General features: G+C 32.8%; 13 protein-coding genes. 3 read left to right on the plus strand and 10 right to left on the minus strand.

All coding sequences use genetic code 11. From position 1 onward, the window contains the following. Nucleotides 1-222 (plus strand): IS3 family transposase (locus BUC06_RS09030; protein WP_083564037.1); only part of this gene is annotated, 222 nt, incomplete at its 5' end. A gap of 6 nt (nucleotides 223-228) precedes the next feature. On the opposite strand, the gene BUC06_RS09035 is transcribed toward BUC06_RS09030, so the two are convergent. From BUC06_RS09035 to BUC06_RS09045, 3 genes are all read right to left on the minus strand, one after another. Then, entirely contained in the window at nucleotides 229-528 is a 300-nt protein-coding gene (locus BUC06_RS09035) for a serine hydrolase (protein WP_073332761.1), read from the minus strand. 158 nt (nucleotides 529-686) lie between these two features. Next, nucleotides 687-2,156 (minus strand): serine hydrolase domain-containing protein, encoded by a 1,470-nt coding sequence (locus BUC06_RS09040; protein WP_073332763.1) that lies wholly within the window; start codon nucleotides 2,154-2,156, stop codon nucleotides 687-689. A gap of 138 nt (nucleotides 2,157-2,294) precedes the next feature. Further along, nucleotides 2,295-3,236: a helix-turn-helix domain-containing protein gene (locus BUC06_RS09045; RefSeq protein ID WP_228423683.1), complete on the minus strand. Its 942-nt coding sequence runs from the start codon at nucleotides 3,234-3,236 to the stop codon at nucleotides 2,295-2,297. Between the two features lie 475 nt (nucleotides 3,237-3,711). Here BUC06_RS09045 and BUC06_RS09050 point away from each other — a divergent pair, with 475 nt between their 5' ends. Beyond that, complete coding sequence (locus BUC06_RS09050) at nucleotides 3,712-4,068, plus strand: response regulator (protein ID WP_073332767.1); 357 nt, start codon at nucleotides 3,712-3,714, stop codon at nucleotides 4,066-4,068. Nucleotides 4,069-4,221: 153 nt separating this feature from the next. Here BUC06_RS09050 and BUC06_RS09055 read toward each other — a convergent pair whose 3' ends face one another. Further along, entirely contained in the window at nucleotides 4,222-4,758 is a 537-nt protein-coding gene (locus BUC06_RS09055; protein ID WP_073332770.1) for a hypothetical protein, read from the minus strand. A 672-nt stretch (nucleotides 4,759-5,430) separates the two neighbouring features. On the opposite strand from BUC06_RS09055, the gene BUC06_RS09060 reads away from it, so the two are divergent. Beyond that, nucleotides 5,431-6,129 carry a DUF1826 domain-containing protein gene (locus BUC06_RS09060; RefSeq protein WP_073332772.1) on the plus strand — a complete coding sequence of 233 codons (699 nt, stop codon included), beginning with the start codon at nucleotides 5,431-5,433 and terminating at the stop codon, nucleotides 6,127-6,129. A 556-nt stretch (nucleotides 6,130-6,685) separates the two neighbouring features. Here BUC06_RS09060 and BUC06_RS09065 read toward each other — a convergent pair. The 6 genes from BUC06_RS09065 to BUC06_RS09090 all read right to left on the minus strand — a co-directional run bounded on the left by BUC06_RS09065 (nucleotide 6,686) and on the right by BUC06_RS09090 (nucleotide 16,587). Then, nucleotides 6,686-7,915, minus strand: a complete 1,230-nt coding sequence (locus BUC06_RS09065) for a type II toxin-antitoxin system HipA family toxin (RefSeq protein WP_073332775.1) — start codon at nucleotides 7,913-7,915, stop codon at nucleotides 6,686-6,688. Next, the gene (locus BUC06_RS09070; protein WP_073332778.1) at nucleotides 7,912-8,217 is read right to left on the minus strand and encodes a helix-turn-helix domain-containing protein; all 306 of its coding nucleotides are present in this window, start codon (nucleotides 8,215-8,217) and stop codon (nucleotides 7,912-7,914) included. The genes BUC06_RS09065 and BUC06_RS09070 overlap by 4 nt, the downstream gene beginning before the upstream one ends. A gap of 226 nt (nucleotides 8,218-8,443) precedes the next feature. Next, nucleotides 8,444-9,139 carry a M48 family metallopeptidase gene (locus BUC06_RS09075; RefSeq protein WP_073332780.1) on the minus strand — a complete coding sequence of 232 codons (696 nt, stop codon included), beginning with the start codon at nucleotides 9,137-9,139 and terminating at the stop codon, nucleotides 8,444-8,446. Next, nucleotides 9,139-12,201 (minus strand): type I restriction endonuclease subunit R, encoded by a 3,063-nt coding sequence (locus tag BUC06_RS09080; protein ID WP_228423685.1) that lies wholly within the window; start codon nucleotides 12,199-12,201, stop codon nucleotides 9,139-9,141. Before BUC06_RS09080 ends, BUC06_RS09075 begins: the two co-directional genes overlap by 1 nt. Next, nucleotides 12,189-14,687 carry a GmrSD restriction endonuclease domain-containing protein gene (locus BUC06_RS09085; protein ID WP_073332785.1) on the minus strand — a complete coding sequence of 833 codons (2,499 nt, stop codon included), beginning with the start codon at nucleotides 14,685-14,687 and terminating at the stop codon, nucleotides 12,189-12,191. Before BUC06_RS09085 ends, BUC06_RS09080 begins: the two co-directional genes overlap by 13 nt. Next, the gene (locus BUC06_RS09090) at nucleotides 14,677-16,587 is read right to left on the minus strand and encodes a DUF262 domain-containing protein (RefSeq protein ID WP_073332788.1); all 1,911 of its coding nucleotides are present in this window, start codon (nucleotides 16,585-16,587) and stop codon (nucleotides 14,677-14,679) included. Before BUC06_RS09090 ends, BUC06_RS09085 begins: the two co-directional genes overlap by 11 nt. Between the last annotated feature and the right edge of the window lie 13 nt (nucleotides 16,588-16,600).

The raw sequence follows: 16,600 nt of genomic DNA on the forward strand, positions 1-16,600 counted from the left end.
ATGTCCCGCAAAGGAAACTGCCTGGATAATGCGGTAATAGAAAACTTCTTTGGGACTTTAAAATCTGAAATGTTCTACACTAAGAAATTTAAAACAATTGATGAACTCAAAAAGGAAATAAAGGAATATATTAATTACTACAACAACGACAGGATAAGACTTAATCTAAAAGGAAAGAGTCCGGTACAGTACCGAACTCTTTCATATAATAATATTGTTTAATTTTGTCTAAACTTTGGGGTGCAGTCTATTTTGAACCGGATCCTCAATTTTAAGTTTTCCTTTCTGCTTCAGTTGCAATACTGCCGTCGCAGTGAATGTTTTTGTAACAGAAGCAATGGGAAATTGAGACCGGGCATTTATTTTCTCTTGATTTTCTATATTGGAAAAACCATACTCTTCAGAAAAGATTTCTTTTCCTGCCTGACAAACCACTACACTCCCATTAAACATATTATTTTTAGAAAGTGCTGAAAAGAAAGGACTCAATTCCTGTCCTGAAACAGCAATGGTCAGGAAGGTTGTCATTAAGATTATAAGAGTTTTAGTCATGGTTATGTTCAATTGTATAGATAAGGTAATTTAAAAATCCGTGCTATTACATGACAATCATTGAACGCAGTGTATTACATGGTCATCAATGCTTGTCCGGAGAACAGAACTTATCCTCAACTGTTTTTTTTTTATTATTTTTCTTTGCAAATGAGTTCAATTCTGGTTTTCATTTGATCTCTTTTTAAGATCACCGCATTAGGTTTACCCTCTGTAAATTCAAATTCCAGGAGGTTGGGATAATCTATAATTTTAAATGATCCATCTTTCAGATAGAGTAATTCATTGTCATTTTTTCCTTTAAAATGTTCCAATAAATCAGACTGAACATACAGTCGGTTATTCTTTTCTATTATTTTGGTGTCCATCTTTTGTCCATAAAGGAAATCATCATATGTTCCGATTAATTTTTCTTTTAAACTTAAAGGCATTTCCTGAATTTCCGGGTTATCAGATTTCTTCTCCCAGTTCATAAGGGTGATAATCTTTCTCAGGGTTTGGGTCATCACTGGAATACGGTTGGGTTTTTCTCCATTCGCAAGAAATGCAAAGCCATTCCCATCGGTCATCGTAGCGAAAACACTTCCCCCCACTCCTGTATTGGTACCATTACATGAAAACCAGTCATAGTTGTTATATCCGAAAGACTTTTGCCATCCGTATCCCCATCCGCCAACAGCATTTTTCAACGCAGTGACTTCCGTTACTCTTTTTGCGACCCGATGAGAAATTACTTTATTGTTCTTATTGCGGAGAGCATTTTGTATTTCAATAGAAAGTTTGGCTAAATCAGCAGGCGTAGACCACATTCCTGATGCTCCAACTTGGGGAGTGATAGGTAAACCTGTTCTGATCACTTTTCCATCTTTATCATGAACAAGAGCAACATTGGTGGGAAATCCCTTTTCATTGGGCTGTATCATGGTTGTGTTTTTCAATCCAAGAGGGAGAAATATATGTTCGGCAGCGAGTTCTGCAACAGATTGATTAAAGGTGTCTTCCAAAGCCATCTGGATTATGACATAACCTCCTCCGCTGTATTCCCAACTGGTTCCCGGCGTAAACAGAAATTCAATTTCTTTATCGTATCTCGGTATTTGTCCCAGAAGACTTTGTTTGATGGTGGGAATGGTATCTCCCTCATAGTAGTCTGCAAATCCACTCTGACTTGTCCCGGCAGTGTGATTCAAAAATTGTCTCCAGGTGGGACTGCTATGTTCAGTAAATTTACTTTTGGGTAAATGCCATCTTTTGAGTGATGAGTCTAGCGGATCGTCTAAATTGATTAATCCTTTCTCCTCAAGAATATGACAAAGAAGTGCAGTAATAGGTTTTGAAATTGATGCGGTAGAGAACGCGGTATTTTGATCAATTTTTTCAGCAGAATTTGCTGATTTTATACCAAATTGCTTGGAGTAGACCATTTTATAGTTTTCAAAAACGACCAGACTAAATCCGGGAAGTTTATATTTTTCCAATTGCTGATCAATAAGTAAACTATCCGTAAGAAATGCGTAATCTTTTTTTTGCGACCATACTTTGCTGCTGGTCAGAGCGCTCAACATTACTCCTATAAAAACCAGTGAATACGTAAAATTTTTCATTGTATCGTTTTTTATGTTAAAAAATTATTTCGATACAAATATGCAGGAGAAATTAAAGCGATGCGACCGAATACAGGAAGTCGGACACATGGGTTATAAAAAATGAGTATGAGTTTTTATAAAAAAGAGTTCGAATACTTACAAAACACTGTTTGACAAGCTTTTGCGATAGTCGGTTGGAGTATAACCCGTATGCTTTTTAAAAGCAGTATTAAAAGAAGATTTTGAATTAAAACCAACTTCATACAAGATTTCAAGAACAGTGACTTTAGTTTTTGCTGTATCTTTCAAAATATGCATCGCATTTTCTATTCTGTAGGTATTAATGAAATCGTAAAAGTGTTGTCCTAGCTGATGATTAATTAAAACAGATAATTCTCTGGCAGGAATTTCACTACCCTTTGAAAGATCCTGAATGGTCAGGGAAGGATTGAGGAAAGGCTTTTCCTCCTCCATATATTTTTTCAATTTTGTTAATTCTTCATTGACAACCGCTGGCTGATTCTCTTTTTGCTCTAAAATAATATCGGAAACCAGTTTCAATTTTGAATCAATATTTCTGAACAGGCCGGGGTTATTTAATGCTTTGAACAGATACCAGCACACAATAAACAGCTGAAATACAAGGATTCCGATTTTTATCCATTCAGAGATATAGGGATAATCTGAAAACTTAAAAATGTTTTTGAAAATAACAATCACATACAATACAGACAATACCACCGTAAACTGAAACAGCCAGTCATAAGAATGAATGCTTTTCCCCGCATAATTTTCAAGATATAATTTTTTTGCTTTTCTCAACAACATCAAAACAGCAATAATATAAACAATGGTCTGAATATGAAAAAGAATATGATTCGCCTGCAGTTCAATGCTGCTTTGACCATTAAGAATAAAGTCAATTTTTGAGTTGGTGTCTACCCAATAAAAACGCGGGAGTAACACAACATTGGCAATTACAAAGGGAAGCAGATGTATGATGTATTTGGGTTTAAGCCTGAAATCGGAGTAACAAACGGACAATACATAGAGATAAAAAACAGGAATTTGCAAAAAAGCCAGGGTATTTCTTAACATTCCAAGATTTGAAGGGCTCTCAGTGATTAAGCTAATTAAGGGTTCACTGGTATCTATGGCAGTAATGATGAGAAAAAGAGCAAACAGGGCATTACTTACTCTATGCTTTGTTCTCACGGTTAACAAAAAGAATGCAAGAAAAAATGAAATGAACAGTGAGATAACTGTTACTATAATTAATAAATTACTTTTATCCATTCTATATTCTTTTTTCTGTTGATTTCAAGTGGTAGGTCATATAGTTTTTTTATTCGATGCCGAACGGTACAAATATAGAAATTAGACGTGAGCTGTTTTCTCTTTTATCACAAAAAATCAGCGCATTATGTCAATACTACAAATCAGTGTAGTGCTCTATGTCCATGATGATCGTTGTATTGTAAAATGATGAGTGACCTTTTTTACAATTGTCTGTCAAATACTTGCGGCACATATTAAAGTTTTCTTACCTTTATACTAGTTATTAAAAAAACATATGAAGAAAAAAGTTGTCCTTATTCAGGATAATGAAGAAATCCTGGAAATAATGGATCAGGTATTGGAGGAAGAAGGATTTGATGTTACGTCATCGTTAACCACCGAGCCTATAGAAAAAATAGACGAAATTGAACCTGATGTAGTGATTGTAGACGATCACATCAGAGGAGATAAGAAAGGTTCAAAAGTCATTGAAGAATTAAAGACCGATCCTCAAACGGAAGACGTTTCTGCCGTACTCACTTCTACCTCATTTGATTTACCTAAAAAAGCAAAAGAATGCAAGGCAGATGACTATATTGAGAAACCATTTGACATCGATCATATGATCAACGTAGTTAAAAATAATTCCTGATCAATCTGTTAAAAAATGAAAAATGAAGAACAGCATTATTGTTGTTCTTCATTTTTATTTTGGTATTGAATTTTTTTTACCTTTTTGTGAATGCAGATCCTTTCTGATGTACAGAACAAACAAACCGCATCCTGCAAAAATCTGATCTGTCAATTAGTTGGCAGCAGGATCAATAAGCTGAGTGGTAAGGTATAAAGATTTCAAAAGATTCTTGTTGTCAAAAAACAAATTGGTATAGTGTTTTCCTTTTTTAAAGGTGAGTTTTGAGCCACCGGGAAATTCGGTACCCTCGCCAAGTTTTTCTGTCTTCGCTCCGTATTTACTGAATTTTGCCTTGCTCTCCTGAAGTGTTGTTTTGTTCATGGCCAGACCAAAAGGCAACCCTTCAACGATTACAGATCTATTGTCTGCGATATCGAAAGACATCTCGTTAATGGTATTTTTGTTTCCCAGACTGCTATACAATTCCAAACCTGATGGGGTGATCCATTTGGCATATTTTTCATCATTGGCATCTTCATAAAAAACAGTTTTCGTTTTTAAGGCGCTTGACATTGTATCCGGAGTCTGCGGAAAAATAAATTCAGAATTTTTGTCCAGTAATGAATTTAAGTCTGCTGTTTTCTGTGAAAATGCGGTCAGACTTACTAATTGAAAAAATACAGTGATGATGATTGTGAATGGTTTCATCTACATAAGAACTTGTTTTTAATTTTTTTAATTAATTTGGCGACTAAAGATATTACATTTAATTAAATAGATAAAAACAGAGTGTAAAATACAGTAATTTACCCAATAAAAAGGAGCCTTATTTATTAATTATTTTCCTTTTTGATGATCTTGAATTCCTTTACTCCATTGAATAGCAACATTAAACAGGTCCGGTGATTTAGATAAGCCTGTATTATGGCCTAATTCCGGAAACAAATGTTGGTTATAAGACTAACCTTATGCTTTAAGCTCATTCAGGCGTTTTATCGATACTCCTACCGGAATCTGTATACCTTTGCCACCAAAAAGCCAAAGTCCTGGAATCGATAATCCTGCCAGAGCATCAACGGGGATCTATAGCCGCAACTTGATATTTATCGGGACGTTACGCATATGCTTATGCCAAAAGTCTGCGTTTCCATCCGGACAAATCTCAAAATTAAGCTATTGAAGGTTACCAAAGGACCGCTAAATATATATGTATTTTTTAGTTGGATTTCAATTTTTTAGTACATTTTTTTAGGCTTAGATCTTTAGATTTTCTCAAACCAGATGTAATCTGGAATATAATATTTAAATGTCAGAATTATTTTCTCCCCTATTCCGTATTTTTGCAAAGAATTCAGCAACTCAATTATTTTTTCCAAAAACATGAACAATACATTTTCTGACAACCAACAAATTGGAGTGGTCTCTTCTTTTTCTGAACTTGTCAACACCCATTTCCAGGGAGCTATGAATGCGATTTGCTGGTACAGAAGTTTAGATGGAGATTTTAAAGAAATTGTATCTCAGCTTCAATTAAAAGAGAATGTTACGGAAGTTTCCATTGACGACCTTCTGGCTCTTCAATTATCTGAAAAGGGTGATCAGGCAAGACAAACTATCGTAAGGGATTTGCAAGTATTAACAGATTTAGGAGCATTGCCTTCACTCAATTTATTGAAGTGCTACGAACGGGACGAAGAGCTGGATTTCATTTCCACGGATGTCTATTCTTATCATGTAGACCGCTCCCCTGTGGGTACCAATACTTTTTTATGTACCTATCATGGTGCTGCCAGTGATATCATCCCCAATGATCAGGTCGAGCAAAAAATTCTGATTCCTGAAATCCGTGAAAAACTTAAAGAATTACATGACGGTCCGGAAGAGGAATTTGAAGACTTTTTGAAAGAGTATTTCTTTGATTTGCATTATCAGCCTAAGCCCAATGCAGAACCTGTCAATTTAGGACAAGGACATCTCTGGCGACTGGCGGTAGATCATCCTACGCAAAAGGTCTTACCATGTGTTCACAAAGCACCTGTTGAAAACGATGGGGAGTATCGTCTGCTTTTGATTTGCTAAATAACAATGAATAAAAGGTAATTGCACCTTCCAGATCTACAGGCCATTACCAATCTCAAAATAGTCAATACTAAGCATTAATTCTTTCTATATGGAATCCGGGTGTACAGCAAGTTTTCAACGAAAAATTAAACTATCCTGAAGAAAATATAATATTATTCCAAGTAAGATTAAAGTTCAGTGGGGTCTTTTTTTTCTATTTCCCGATACAGTATCTAAAGAAGTCTTTATTAATGGTGGTTTATGAAGATCGAGGTGTACAAAAGTGGTACGCGATTAAGATGCTGCAACATCTTTTTTTTCTACTTTTCCGCACGAATCTCTTCACGTTAAGAACTTGTAAACCAATACTTTACAATATTTGAAGATAAATTTAAAAGTACAGTTGTACTACTTTTGTACACCTCCAACCTTATAAGCCATTGAAAATTAAATAATTAACAATTCCCGACTGCATCGGTGATAATTGATAGATTTCGCCTGTACACCTCAATTTTTACCTATTTTAAGGACGAAAATAATTTACAATTCTAACTGGTATAGCTCAAATTTTATATTAATATGTTTTAATCAATTTCGTTATTAATTCTCTGTTGGATTTACTAATTCCAAAATCTTTTGATAGACTTGACCATTTACTAAGTGCAGAACTAGTTTGCTCAATAACATTCTTTATGAATTCTTGTGATAGTTTAGCTTCCCTTCCTAATTTAGTCAGATGCTTGACCGTTATATTTCGTCCTTCTCCCACCATCATAGTGCTTTGTTCTCCACCTGGTCCGGATGAGAAAGTAAGGTCGTAAGCGGGTGATAATTTCCATTCTCCAAATTCATTCATCAAAAACGAAAAATTCTTAGCATGGTCGTCTCTATTGTGTGCCATAACATTGAAAACTGCCAACCGAAACATTTTTTCTACTTCTCTAATATCTTTGGTTAAAACAGCTGTCAATGATAATAAATCTTCATAATCAAGAGATGGAAACCTAAAATTACTGTGAACGAGTCCACTCACCGTATGCATATGGAGACGCTTATTTCCTTCTCTATCAAAACGCTTTACGGCAAAATAGCCATTCCCTTTCTGTGAAGGAAACAAATGAACTTCAGGCATTTTAATTCCTGCATCTACAGCCATTAAAGCGTAAATGTATTCTATTGCGCCCGCATCTTTTCCATCTAATGAGTTTGGAAATTTCACCATCCAAGGTTCAAAATTATCGCTTAACAAATTCGCTCCGTAGGATATATTTTTTCTCTCTGCATCAATGCCAATCAATGCTTTTGGTCGTGCTCCAGCAGAGGATCCGTTCAAAGCCAAAAGTTCTGCAATCACTTCTTCCGAATTTCCTTGCAAAACATTTTCTGTTTGAGTAGCCAACACGTCCAAATCAATCATCTCATTACTACTATCTGGACTCTGATCTGGCTCATAAACTAACGCACCCATACCGTGCAACCCAACATACGCTAAACGACCAAGTGGTGAAATATCCGATGGAGAAATTCCTTCCGAGCGAACCATACGATCAAAGAGCAATCTTCCCCAACCGTCGGGCAAGCTATCATTGAAAACACCAGCCAAACCTTCGAAAGGGTCCCTTGGAAGCTCTATCACGCCTCTTTGCAAAGGAAGTATTATAGGTGAAATCTCTAAATTGCTTTGAAGAAATTCTTCATCATATTCAAAATAGATGATGCCATTACTAATTGCCAAACGTCCAACGGGTTGAATTCCAGAACCGAAATCCAATCCTACTTTTATTTCTTTGATGGCTATTTTCATTTTCTGCTTCCTCGTTTTTTAATGGGTTTTTCCTCTGATTTTAGAACATCATCAATAGATTTAAAACTCTGTTCCCTCGGTTTTAAAATATCAATCATTTCTTCTAATCCACCAACAACTGAAAGCAATTTTAAAAATGAATCTAAAGAGATCAAGCCTTTTTGCTCAAATTTCCTGAGAGTTGGTAAAGGAACGCCTGATCTTTCTGCCAAACCTTCCTGTGTTAGATTCATTTGCAATCGTCTTTCACGGACATTATCGACCAGTTTTTTTTGAGCTTTAGACAAGGATACAAATAACATAATAGTAGTATTTATATTGATTATTTAGCAATAAATAACATCATTGTATTACAAATATACAGATTTTTTTAAAACTTATTTTTGCACTTATCGTACCGTCACCTTCTTCTTTTTCTTCAAATCTCCACATTCTGTAGCTGAGTCAGATAAAATTCGAGTTTTTCAAGTTGTCTGGTGTTGTCTTCTAGGAGGGTAATGCGATAGTATAGGTCATTAGTATACATTATTACAAAGGTAATTCATTCAAAATCTTCTTCTGAACTCTCCAATTAGGAAGAAATTTATCCATTAAAATAATAAAATTTTTATTGTGATTTCTTTCCAGTAAATGAACCATTTCGTGAACTACAATGTATTCAATACAATTAATCGGCTTTTTAGCCAATTCAATATTAAACCAAAGCATTCGTTTTTCAATATTGCAGCTTCCCCACTTGGTTTTCATCTTTCTCATACCAAAATTAAGATCGCTAATATTCATAAGTTTGGCATAATCAAAAATCAAGTTTCCGATTTTAGCTTCCAATTCTTTTTTATACCAATTGTAAAGCGTTCTTTGCTTTTGCTCTAAAGTGGCTTCCGGCAATGTGTAAAGCTCAATACTATTATGTTTTAGAACTAGTTTCGGTGTATTGGCTTCAATGACCTTTAATAAATAACGCTTCCCTAAAAACTGATGACTTTCCTGAGTAATCATCAATTTGGATTCTTCCCGTTCCTGACTTCTAATTTTAGCCTGTTCTTTTTTTATCCAAGCCAATTTTGTGGCGGCATAAATTTTAATCTTTTCCAAATCATAAAAATCAGGAGAAGAAATTGTTACTCTGCCATCTGGTGGATGAACACTTAAATGCAGATTTTTTATCGCTTTAAAAGTGACCTCTATATCTACTGAACCAATATGTAAGATTTCATTAGCCATTAATACTCATCTTTATGGGCGTCAATGATTTTATAAATTTCTTCAACTTTACTCACATCGTCAAGTACATCAAAAATTGCTTTTTTTACCAACTTCTGCTTTGCTAAATTTTCTCTGAAACCTTCCTGCTTCGCATACTGAACTTTTTCTTCAAGTACCAATGCCAATTTTTCGTCTCCATCTAAAGTATGGTACAATGCTACTTTTCCTTTTGTATTTAACGACTTCGGAATATCATCTTTTTTACCTTGGTTAACTTGTCGCGCAATATCACTAATTTCTATCAAGTAATTTCTGTATTCGACCGTTTCTTGTTTTCTGCGTTCAATAAGTTCCTGCAGTAACACTGACATGTAATCGAAGTATTTTGGATCTAATAAATGCTCTTCAACGATTTTACTTCGGATGTTATTTTCAATAACCTCTGCCATTGCTTCTTGACTGCCCTTAATCCCCTTTGGAAGGCTTTCAATAGCCTGATCAATGTCAATTTCCAATAAGTCCAATAAAGAGATGTTTTCAAACGGCGAAATCACTTCAGATTCGTCTGCCTTAATATAAGTATCAATCAAGAAACGCATATCTGCCTCATAAGCTTTTAAATCAATAGTTTCACCGGAAGCAATACGGATGATTTCACGCAGGTTTAAATACTCATCTAACTTCTCATTAAACCGTCTGATCTCCGCATCTGTAAATTCTGCGGTAATAAAGTCAGCTTTAATATTCGCATAAGCACGAATATATTCTACTATAGCTTTGTATAAAGCCATACGTTTATATTCTGTCGCTTTTAGATCTTCGGAATTCTCGGTATTGCCACAGAAGTAATGAATATAGGCTAAATCATTTTTAGGGGAAGCCACATTTTCGCAAATGCTTTCTACTGTTTCCAGTGCAGTAAACAAGCGGTCTTTTGCTATTTTCAGACGGTCTTTCAATTGTACACTTATCTGCTCCTCCGTAAATCCTTCGTTATCCAGTTCAGAAGTATAAACATTGATCGCATCAGTCACATTGCCAAACAACTCCATATAATCAATGATATATCCATAATCTTTATCATCGGTATCCAAACGGTTCACCCTGCAGATTGCCTGAAATAAAGTGTGATCCTGCATTCTCTTGTCAATGTAAATGTAAGTACAAGGTGGCGCATCAAAACCTGTCAGAAGCTTTGAAACCACAATCAGCAACTTCATTCTTGCTGGTTCTTTTCTAAAACTCTCTTTGGAATCAGTTTCGTAAGTTTCTGTTTTAGATTTATTCCCTTTTGGACTTACATCTTTTAATAAGTCTGTGTATGTTTTATAAATAAAATGTTTATCCGTTTCATTATCTGCGCCTGTATCTTCAAGCGAAACATCCCCCGCATTTGGATTGTAAGAGGTAATGATGGCACATCTGTTTTTAAGTTCGGTATTTAAAAATAAACTGTAATATTTAGATGCTTCATATATACTTGATGCTACCAAGATAGCATTTCCGTTTTGCGATCTCAATCTGGGTTTAACCGAAAAATCAACCACAATATCAGCAACAATCTTTTCCATTCTGCTTTTAGAACTCAATACATTTTGCATTGTGCCCCACTTCTTTTTCAGCTCATTTTTTTGGAAATCATTTAAACCTGCTGTTTTTGCTTCAAACCATTGGTCTACTTTTGTTTGAGACGTCAGGTTTTGTTCAATAGAACGACCTTCATACATCAGATCTTTAACAACTCCATCTTCTACCGCTTCATTAAACTTATAAGTATGAATGTATCTTCCAAAAACATCCATCGTTGTTTTTTTATCTTCTTTCAATAAAGGTGTTCCTGTAAAACCGATGAAGACCGCATTATGCAATACAGCTTTCATCACTTGATTCAGCTTACCGCTTTGCGTACGGTGACATTCATCAATAAAAACAAAAATCTCTCCCTGTGTCTGTACAGGATTATCCTGTAAATCTTTGATGAAAGAATCAAAATCGGTCTCCGTTTTATTACCAAACTTATGAATGAGCGAGCAAACCAATCTTGGTCTAGAAGAGGTTAAGAACTGCATCAATTCTTTACCTGATCTTGTTTTGGCAACATCCGTTTCACCGACATCTTTGAAAACCCTCTCAATTTGATCATCCAGTTCTGTACGATCGGTTAAAATAACAATTCTGGAATTGGCAACATTCTCTAAAATCCATTTACCCAGCATCACCATCATCAGCGATTTGCCCGAACCTTGTGTATGCCAAATAATTCCACCTTCCTTTCTACGCACAAATTCTTGCGCTTCTTTCAGAGCAAAATACTGATGAGGGCGAGGTAATTTCTTTTTACCCGCATCAAAAATAACTCCATTATAAATTAAATCTAATAAACGTTGTTTTTGACAAAGTTTTTTCAGGTATTTGTCTAATTTATATCCCTCATTATCGGCTTCATCTTCTTTCCAAGACAAGTAATATTTATTTTCTGTCTTTATTGTACCATATTTTAAACCCTGCGTGTTATTACCCGCCATTAGCAATTGAACAGTAGTATAAAACCACTTATTAAAAAGCTCTCTTTGATTAGAAATAGATTGGTTAATGCTTTCAGAAATATCAGTTGTTCCTCTTTTTAGTTCCAACACACCAATCGCAATTCCGTTGATATATAAAACCACATCTGGACGGCGATTGTTTTCACCTTTGCTTAAGGTAACTTCTTCTGCAATGCCAAATTCGTTTTTATCAAAATCATTCCAGTCAATCGGGAAAATGGTATCAAACTGCTCACCCAAATCCGGTCTGGCTTTTACACCATAGCGCAACAGCGAATACATCATTTTGTTTCGATGATATAAATTACCCGAATTGGTGGTTGCCAAATCACACACTTCTTTTACCGCTTTATCTGCCAAAGTTTCTGAATAGCCACGCTGAAGCAAATTCTGTTTTAGAATTGCTTCTTCTACATTGCTGTTGTGTTCTCTCTTTTCCCAATTTCCATAGTAGGTGTAACCCAATTCTTTTTGAAAGAGTTGGATAATGCGGTTTTGGGTAATGCGTTCTATGGGGTTGATCATCGCTTGCATGTAATATAGTTTTCGATGGTTTCAATGCATTTATGAAAGTCCAAAAATATTTTTTTGTCGGTATTAATTTCGACAACAAAATACGATTTTTTATCTATCTTATTTGCGTCAAATACATAAGATACCTTAATGTCTTTATTATTAATAGAAGTTATAAAGTGATTATCTTCAATCTCATCAAATTGTGAAATAACAGTAAAATTTCTCAATTTTAATTCGTTTTCTATAGCTTGTAAATGTACCTCTTTGTCCTTTGGATAATTAATATTTACGCTTTTTACTAAATAAGAATAACCATTCTCATTAATTTCTTGATGATATCTAATTAGGTTATTTTCACACTTTTTAAACATTTCTGAATAGTGAATTAAAAAATCATTATGGGTTACATGATTTAAATTAGAATTTATAATTTGATTTAATGATTGCGGAATATTTTTATAATCACTAATGTTGTCAACTAAATCTTTGATAAATACACTCTTCTTTGAATATTCATTTTCATTAACAGATTCGCCTAGCATTCTCTTCCAACTATAATCTCTATGTATATTTTGTAATGTGTGGAATTTATTATGTCCAACGTTTATAAAATAAAATCCAAAATTTAAAATAGCAGATTTAAATAAATTGATATCAATATGATTTCTTAATCCCTTTTCATCGAATAATAAATCAAATTTTTTATAATAATTATCGAAGTTATGCAATAGAGAATATTTATTATTTTTGAATTCTTCTAACACATTAACTTCTTTATTTCGATACAATTCATAAATGCCAGAATATTTTAAAAGAAAATTTATCTGACCTTTAAAATACCTATGTTGTTCAGAATCAAAAATTCTATTTTCCCAGTCTTTGGAAGATTGAAGTAATAATATTTTTATTCTTTCTTCTTCTATCTGAGCTTCTTCAAAAAAAGTTATATCATTTTGCAATATCCAATTTTCAACATCGTCAAAATTCAAAGTTTCTAAGACTAAATCTACAGCTTCTAATGCTTGATAATAAAGATGTTTATTTGCAATTATCTTATTATGTAGAAGATTTAGCATTATTCTACTATATTTTTCTAACTGAAATTTTTCCTCAAGAGTGTAATCGTAAAGATACTTTCCTTTAATTTCAATATATCTTAAAATCAAGTACCTTTCAATGAAAGAAACCCAAGAAAAGTTTAATGATTTTTCTGAAAAATATAATATTGAAAATCTCTCTTGTAATCCATTATACAAACTAATACCTTTAGCAGTAATTTCATCCAAAATTCGTAATCCATTATTACTCAATAAATCAATTACTTTCAAGTACGAACTCAATTTATTCTTGAAAAGTGTATTATCAAAATACACATCAAAATCAAAAACTATATCATTTTTTTTGTCTAATATAGTCTTGGTAATTTCGTCCAATTCACTTTCATTAAAGTAATAATCATCAGTAAAAACCTCAATAAGTTTATTTTGGGAAACAGACATACTCTTCAGGTAATCTGATATATACATCAGCTTAAAATATTGCAAAAAGACATTATCTATCTTATATATTTTAGAAGTTTTTGCATTCCAAAAGACATCGTTCCATTCTAAATCAAATTTAAAATTCTCTAAATGCCAATCAGTAATTCCCAGATTAGTTTGATCTTCTTCTATAATTGAAAACAACCACGCCTTAAAATTTTCAAACTCCGTTAATGATTTACCTCTTGCATTCATCTTAACGTATAAATCATCAGATAAATCAAAATCTTGTAAATTCAAATAATCAAAATAAATTAATTCGGTGGAAGTTAGCAGATGTAGATACACCTTTAACTTTTCAATTGATGTGTCAAAACAAATAGTATGAATATAATTCAGAGTTGTTATGATACCTCTTACAGTAGGGTCTTTGTCCCAAGTAAAGGAAAAATTTGATTGCAACATCATTTCTTCTTTCAAATCTTTTTTAGAAAAATCGGGCGTACAGCTTTCATTACAGATACTATCTATAAAACTTGAAGAACTTTTTCTGGTTTTATATGTAAACTTTGTAAGAGTCTCTAATACACTCGTATCACCAATTCTTTTAGCGAAATACCAATGAACTAAAAAAAGAGTCGTTAATCGTTGTTGTCCGTCTAATGGTAGCAGTTTACGGATATTCAGTATGTCACTTTCGTTTTTATCTTCTATCTTATTGTAATCAAATGTTATGTCTAAACTATTTGCATATGATTTTATGCTCACTAGCAAATCCTCTAAAGATTTTTTATTTTTCTTTATTAGTTCCTGCGATTTTCTGCCTTCTTCTTTTCCATATACAAAATCAAGGGGAAGAATTTTTTCCTGTTCCAATGACTCTATAATCGTCTTAATAAAGTTCTCTCTAATTTTTTTTATTTTAGAAATATTCCTACCCTGTGCGTAATCTCTTTGTATTGTTGGTATTTCTATTTTTTGTTCAGAGATAACAGACCAAAATGTGTATTTATTATTGTTCATCTGCAAGTGTATTATAAAACTCTTCTAATCTTGAAAAAACTCTCATTTTGTAGCATTGGGCATCAGAGCGAGTCCATCTGTTTTCTTTTAAAGATTGGGTTTCAGAATAGGATTTATTAAAGACATTTTTCGTTTCTTGAGGAATAAAAACTGGAAGTTCATTACCATCTAATATTACTTTTCCAACCGAATCAAAAAGTAAAATCTTCTCTCTCTTTCTTTTAAATAAATTATTGCCTAAAGCACTATTCGTGTTGCAATCAATCAATGCAAGATTTTGAATTTTATGTGTGTCTGAATTTCTTTGAAGAATAATCGAGATTTCTTGTAATCGATTATTCATCTCTTTGGAGAGGCTTTCAAAAGAATCTGCTTTATTAAAAATTCTTGACAAATCATTTTCAATGATAGACTTGTACTCATCTAAATCTTCAATTAATTCAAAAAACCAGTTTTTATAACTCTCAAAATCATCTAAGTCTCTTGGGTTCTGGGGATTTATGTGTTCGATACTCCAATTTTCTTCTACATATAACTCAAAAGGAAATTTATGATTACTATGATCATTTACATAGTACATCACATTAAATAACAAAAGTACAGTCTTTACTGCGTTTTTATTTTTATCATAATCAAGATTGTCTAACTGATAAACGAGCTCCTCATCTTTGATCTTTTTAAATTCCTTTATAATCTGTTTTTTAAGCTTATCTAAAAAATCATCCTTTTTTCTATTATGACTCAATTTATAAATTTTGGGAAGGCTACTAATATTAGCATTAATCAAGAATCCTATGTAGTGATAAGTAGATTTATCATTATACCAATCTAAAAGCTTGTAATAAAGTTCTAAGATGACATTCCAATCTAAAACCTCATTTTGATTATATTTTTTTTCATATTTACGGTACGAATAAAAATTATCTGTTTTCTTTGGTCTATCGTTAATAATATCAAACAATAAATCAATATGCGTTCCTTCATCATATTCCTGAAAATTGCTACAGATAAAATACCAGAATGATTTATCTTGTAATTGATTTTCAATCATATCCCATTCCATTGCAAAACGATTGGTTTCAAATTCAGCAATTTCTGCTATATGATTTTTTTTTATTTGAAGAATGAATAGCGCTTTAATTAACTCGGAGTTGGTAAGTTTAATTTTATTATTGTTATTATTTTGAAAGACTTTGATAATGTCTTTTTTATCAATTTCCTTTTCATTACCGCCTAATTCATACCAAATAACTTTTACATCTTTCAATAATTTGTCAACATACTCAGCAATATTTCCACCAGTCGAAATGAAATTATCAAGCCATTTTTTTATCATAATATTTACAACAAAAAAATGATACACATCTACATTATCATAATCTTTGAAATCCTCAATAAATTTTTCCCATAGATGATTTACAGCTTGAAAATCATCATATTTGTCGGAACTTATATCCTCACTAGATAATGTACTGATATCAATGTTATATACATTGTACAAATGATTTTCTAAAAATTCTTTACTTCTTTCTCTGGTGTTAAATGTAATTTTGTATGTAATATTTGATTTTATGAAACCTCGATGTTTTAAATATTCTAAAATTAAAAAAATGGAAGTGGTTCTTTGTTGACCATCAATTATTTCATTTTTCTTATTTACAATAAAATCATTTTCAAAAGTAATAGTTTCATTTTCTGCAATAGGATACAAGATGAGAGGCTGTAAACAATAAAATCCATTTGAATTAAATTCATCAATATCATTCAGTAATTCTAAAATTTCCTTTTTCCCCCACTTATAACCTCGCTGATAATTACCAATTATAAACTCTAAATCATTAAAGTTTTTAATTGAAACAAGGTTAATTCTGTTTTTATCACTTTCAGTAATCGTTTCCATAGTTTAGTTTTAA

The sequence above is a fragment of the Chryseobacterium carnipullorum genome, assembly GCF_900142785.1.
Classification (GTDB): Bacteria; Bacteroidota; Bacteroidia; order Flavobacteriales; family Weeksellaceae; genus Chryseobacterium; species Chryseobacterium carnipullorum.

Coding starts and splice junctions, on each gene's coding strand:
- BUC06_RS09035 (WP_073332761.1), bottom strand. CDS start 528: ATGACAACCTTCCTGACCATTGCTGTTTCAGGACAGGAATTGAGTCCT.
- BUC06_RS09040 (WP_073332763.1), bottom strand. CDS start 2,156: ATGAAAAATTTTACGTATTCACTGGTTTTTATAGGAGTAATGTTGAGC.
- BUC06_RS09045 (WP_228423683.1), bottom strand. CDS start 3,236: ATGTTAAGAAATACCCTGGCTTTTTTGCAAATTCCTGTTTTTTATCTC.
- BUC06_RS09050 (WP_073332767.1), top strand. CDS start 3,712: ATGAAGAAAAAAGTTGTCCTTATTCAGGATAATGAAGAAATCCTGGAA.
- BUC06_RS09055 (WP_073332770.1), bottom strand. CDS start 4,758: ATGAAACCATTCACAATCATCATCACTGTATTTTTTCAATTAGTAAGT.
- BUC06_RS09060 (WP_073332772.1), top strand. CDS start 5,431: ATGAACAATACATTTTCTGACAACCAACAAATTGGAGTGGTCTCTTCT.
- BUC06_RS09065 (WP_073332775.1), bottom strand. CDS start 7,915: ATGAAAATAGCCATCAAAGAAATAAAAGTAGGATTGGATTTCGGTTCT.
- BUC06_RS09070 (WP_073332778.1), bottom strand. CDS start 8,217: ATGTTATTTGTATCCTTGTCTAAAGCTCAAAAAAAACTGGTCGATAAT.
- BUC06_RS09075 (WP_073332780.1), bottom strand. CDS start 9,139: ATGGCTAATGAAATCTTACATATTGGTTCAGTAGATATAGAGGTCACT.
- BUC06_RS09080 (WP_228423685.1), bottom strand. CDS start 12,201: ATGCAAGCGATGATCAACCCCATAGAACGCATTACCCAAAACCGCATT.
- BUC06_RS09085 (WP_073332785.1), bottom strand. CDS start 14,687: ATGAACAATAATAAATACACATTTTGGTCTGTTATCTCTGAACAAAAA.
- BUC06_RS09090 (WP_073332788.1), bottom strand. CDS start 16,587: ATGGAAACGATTACTGAAAGTGATAAAAACAGAATTAACCTTGTTTCA.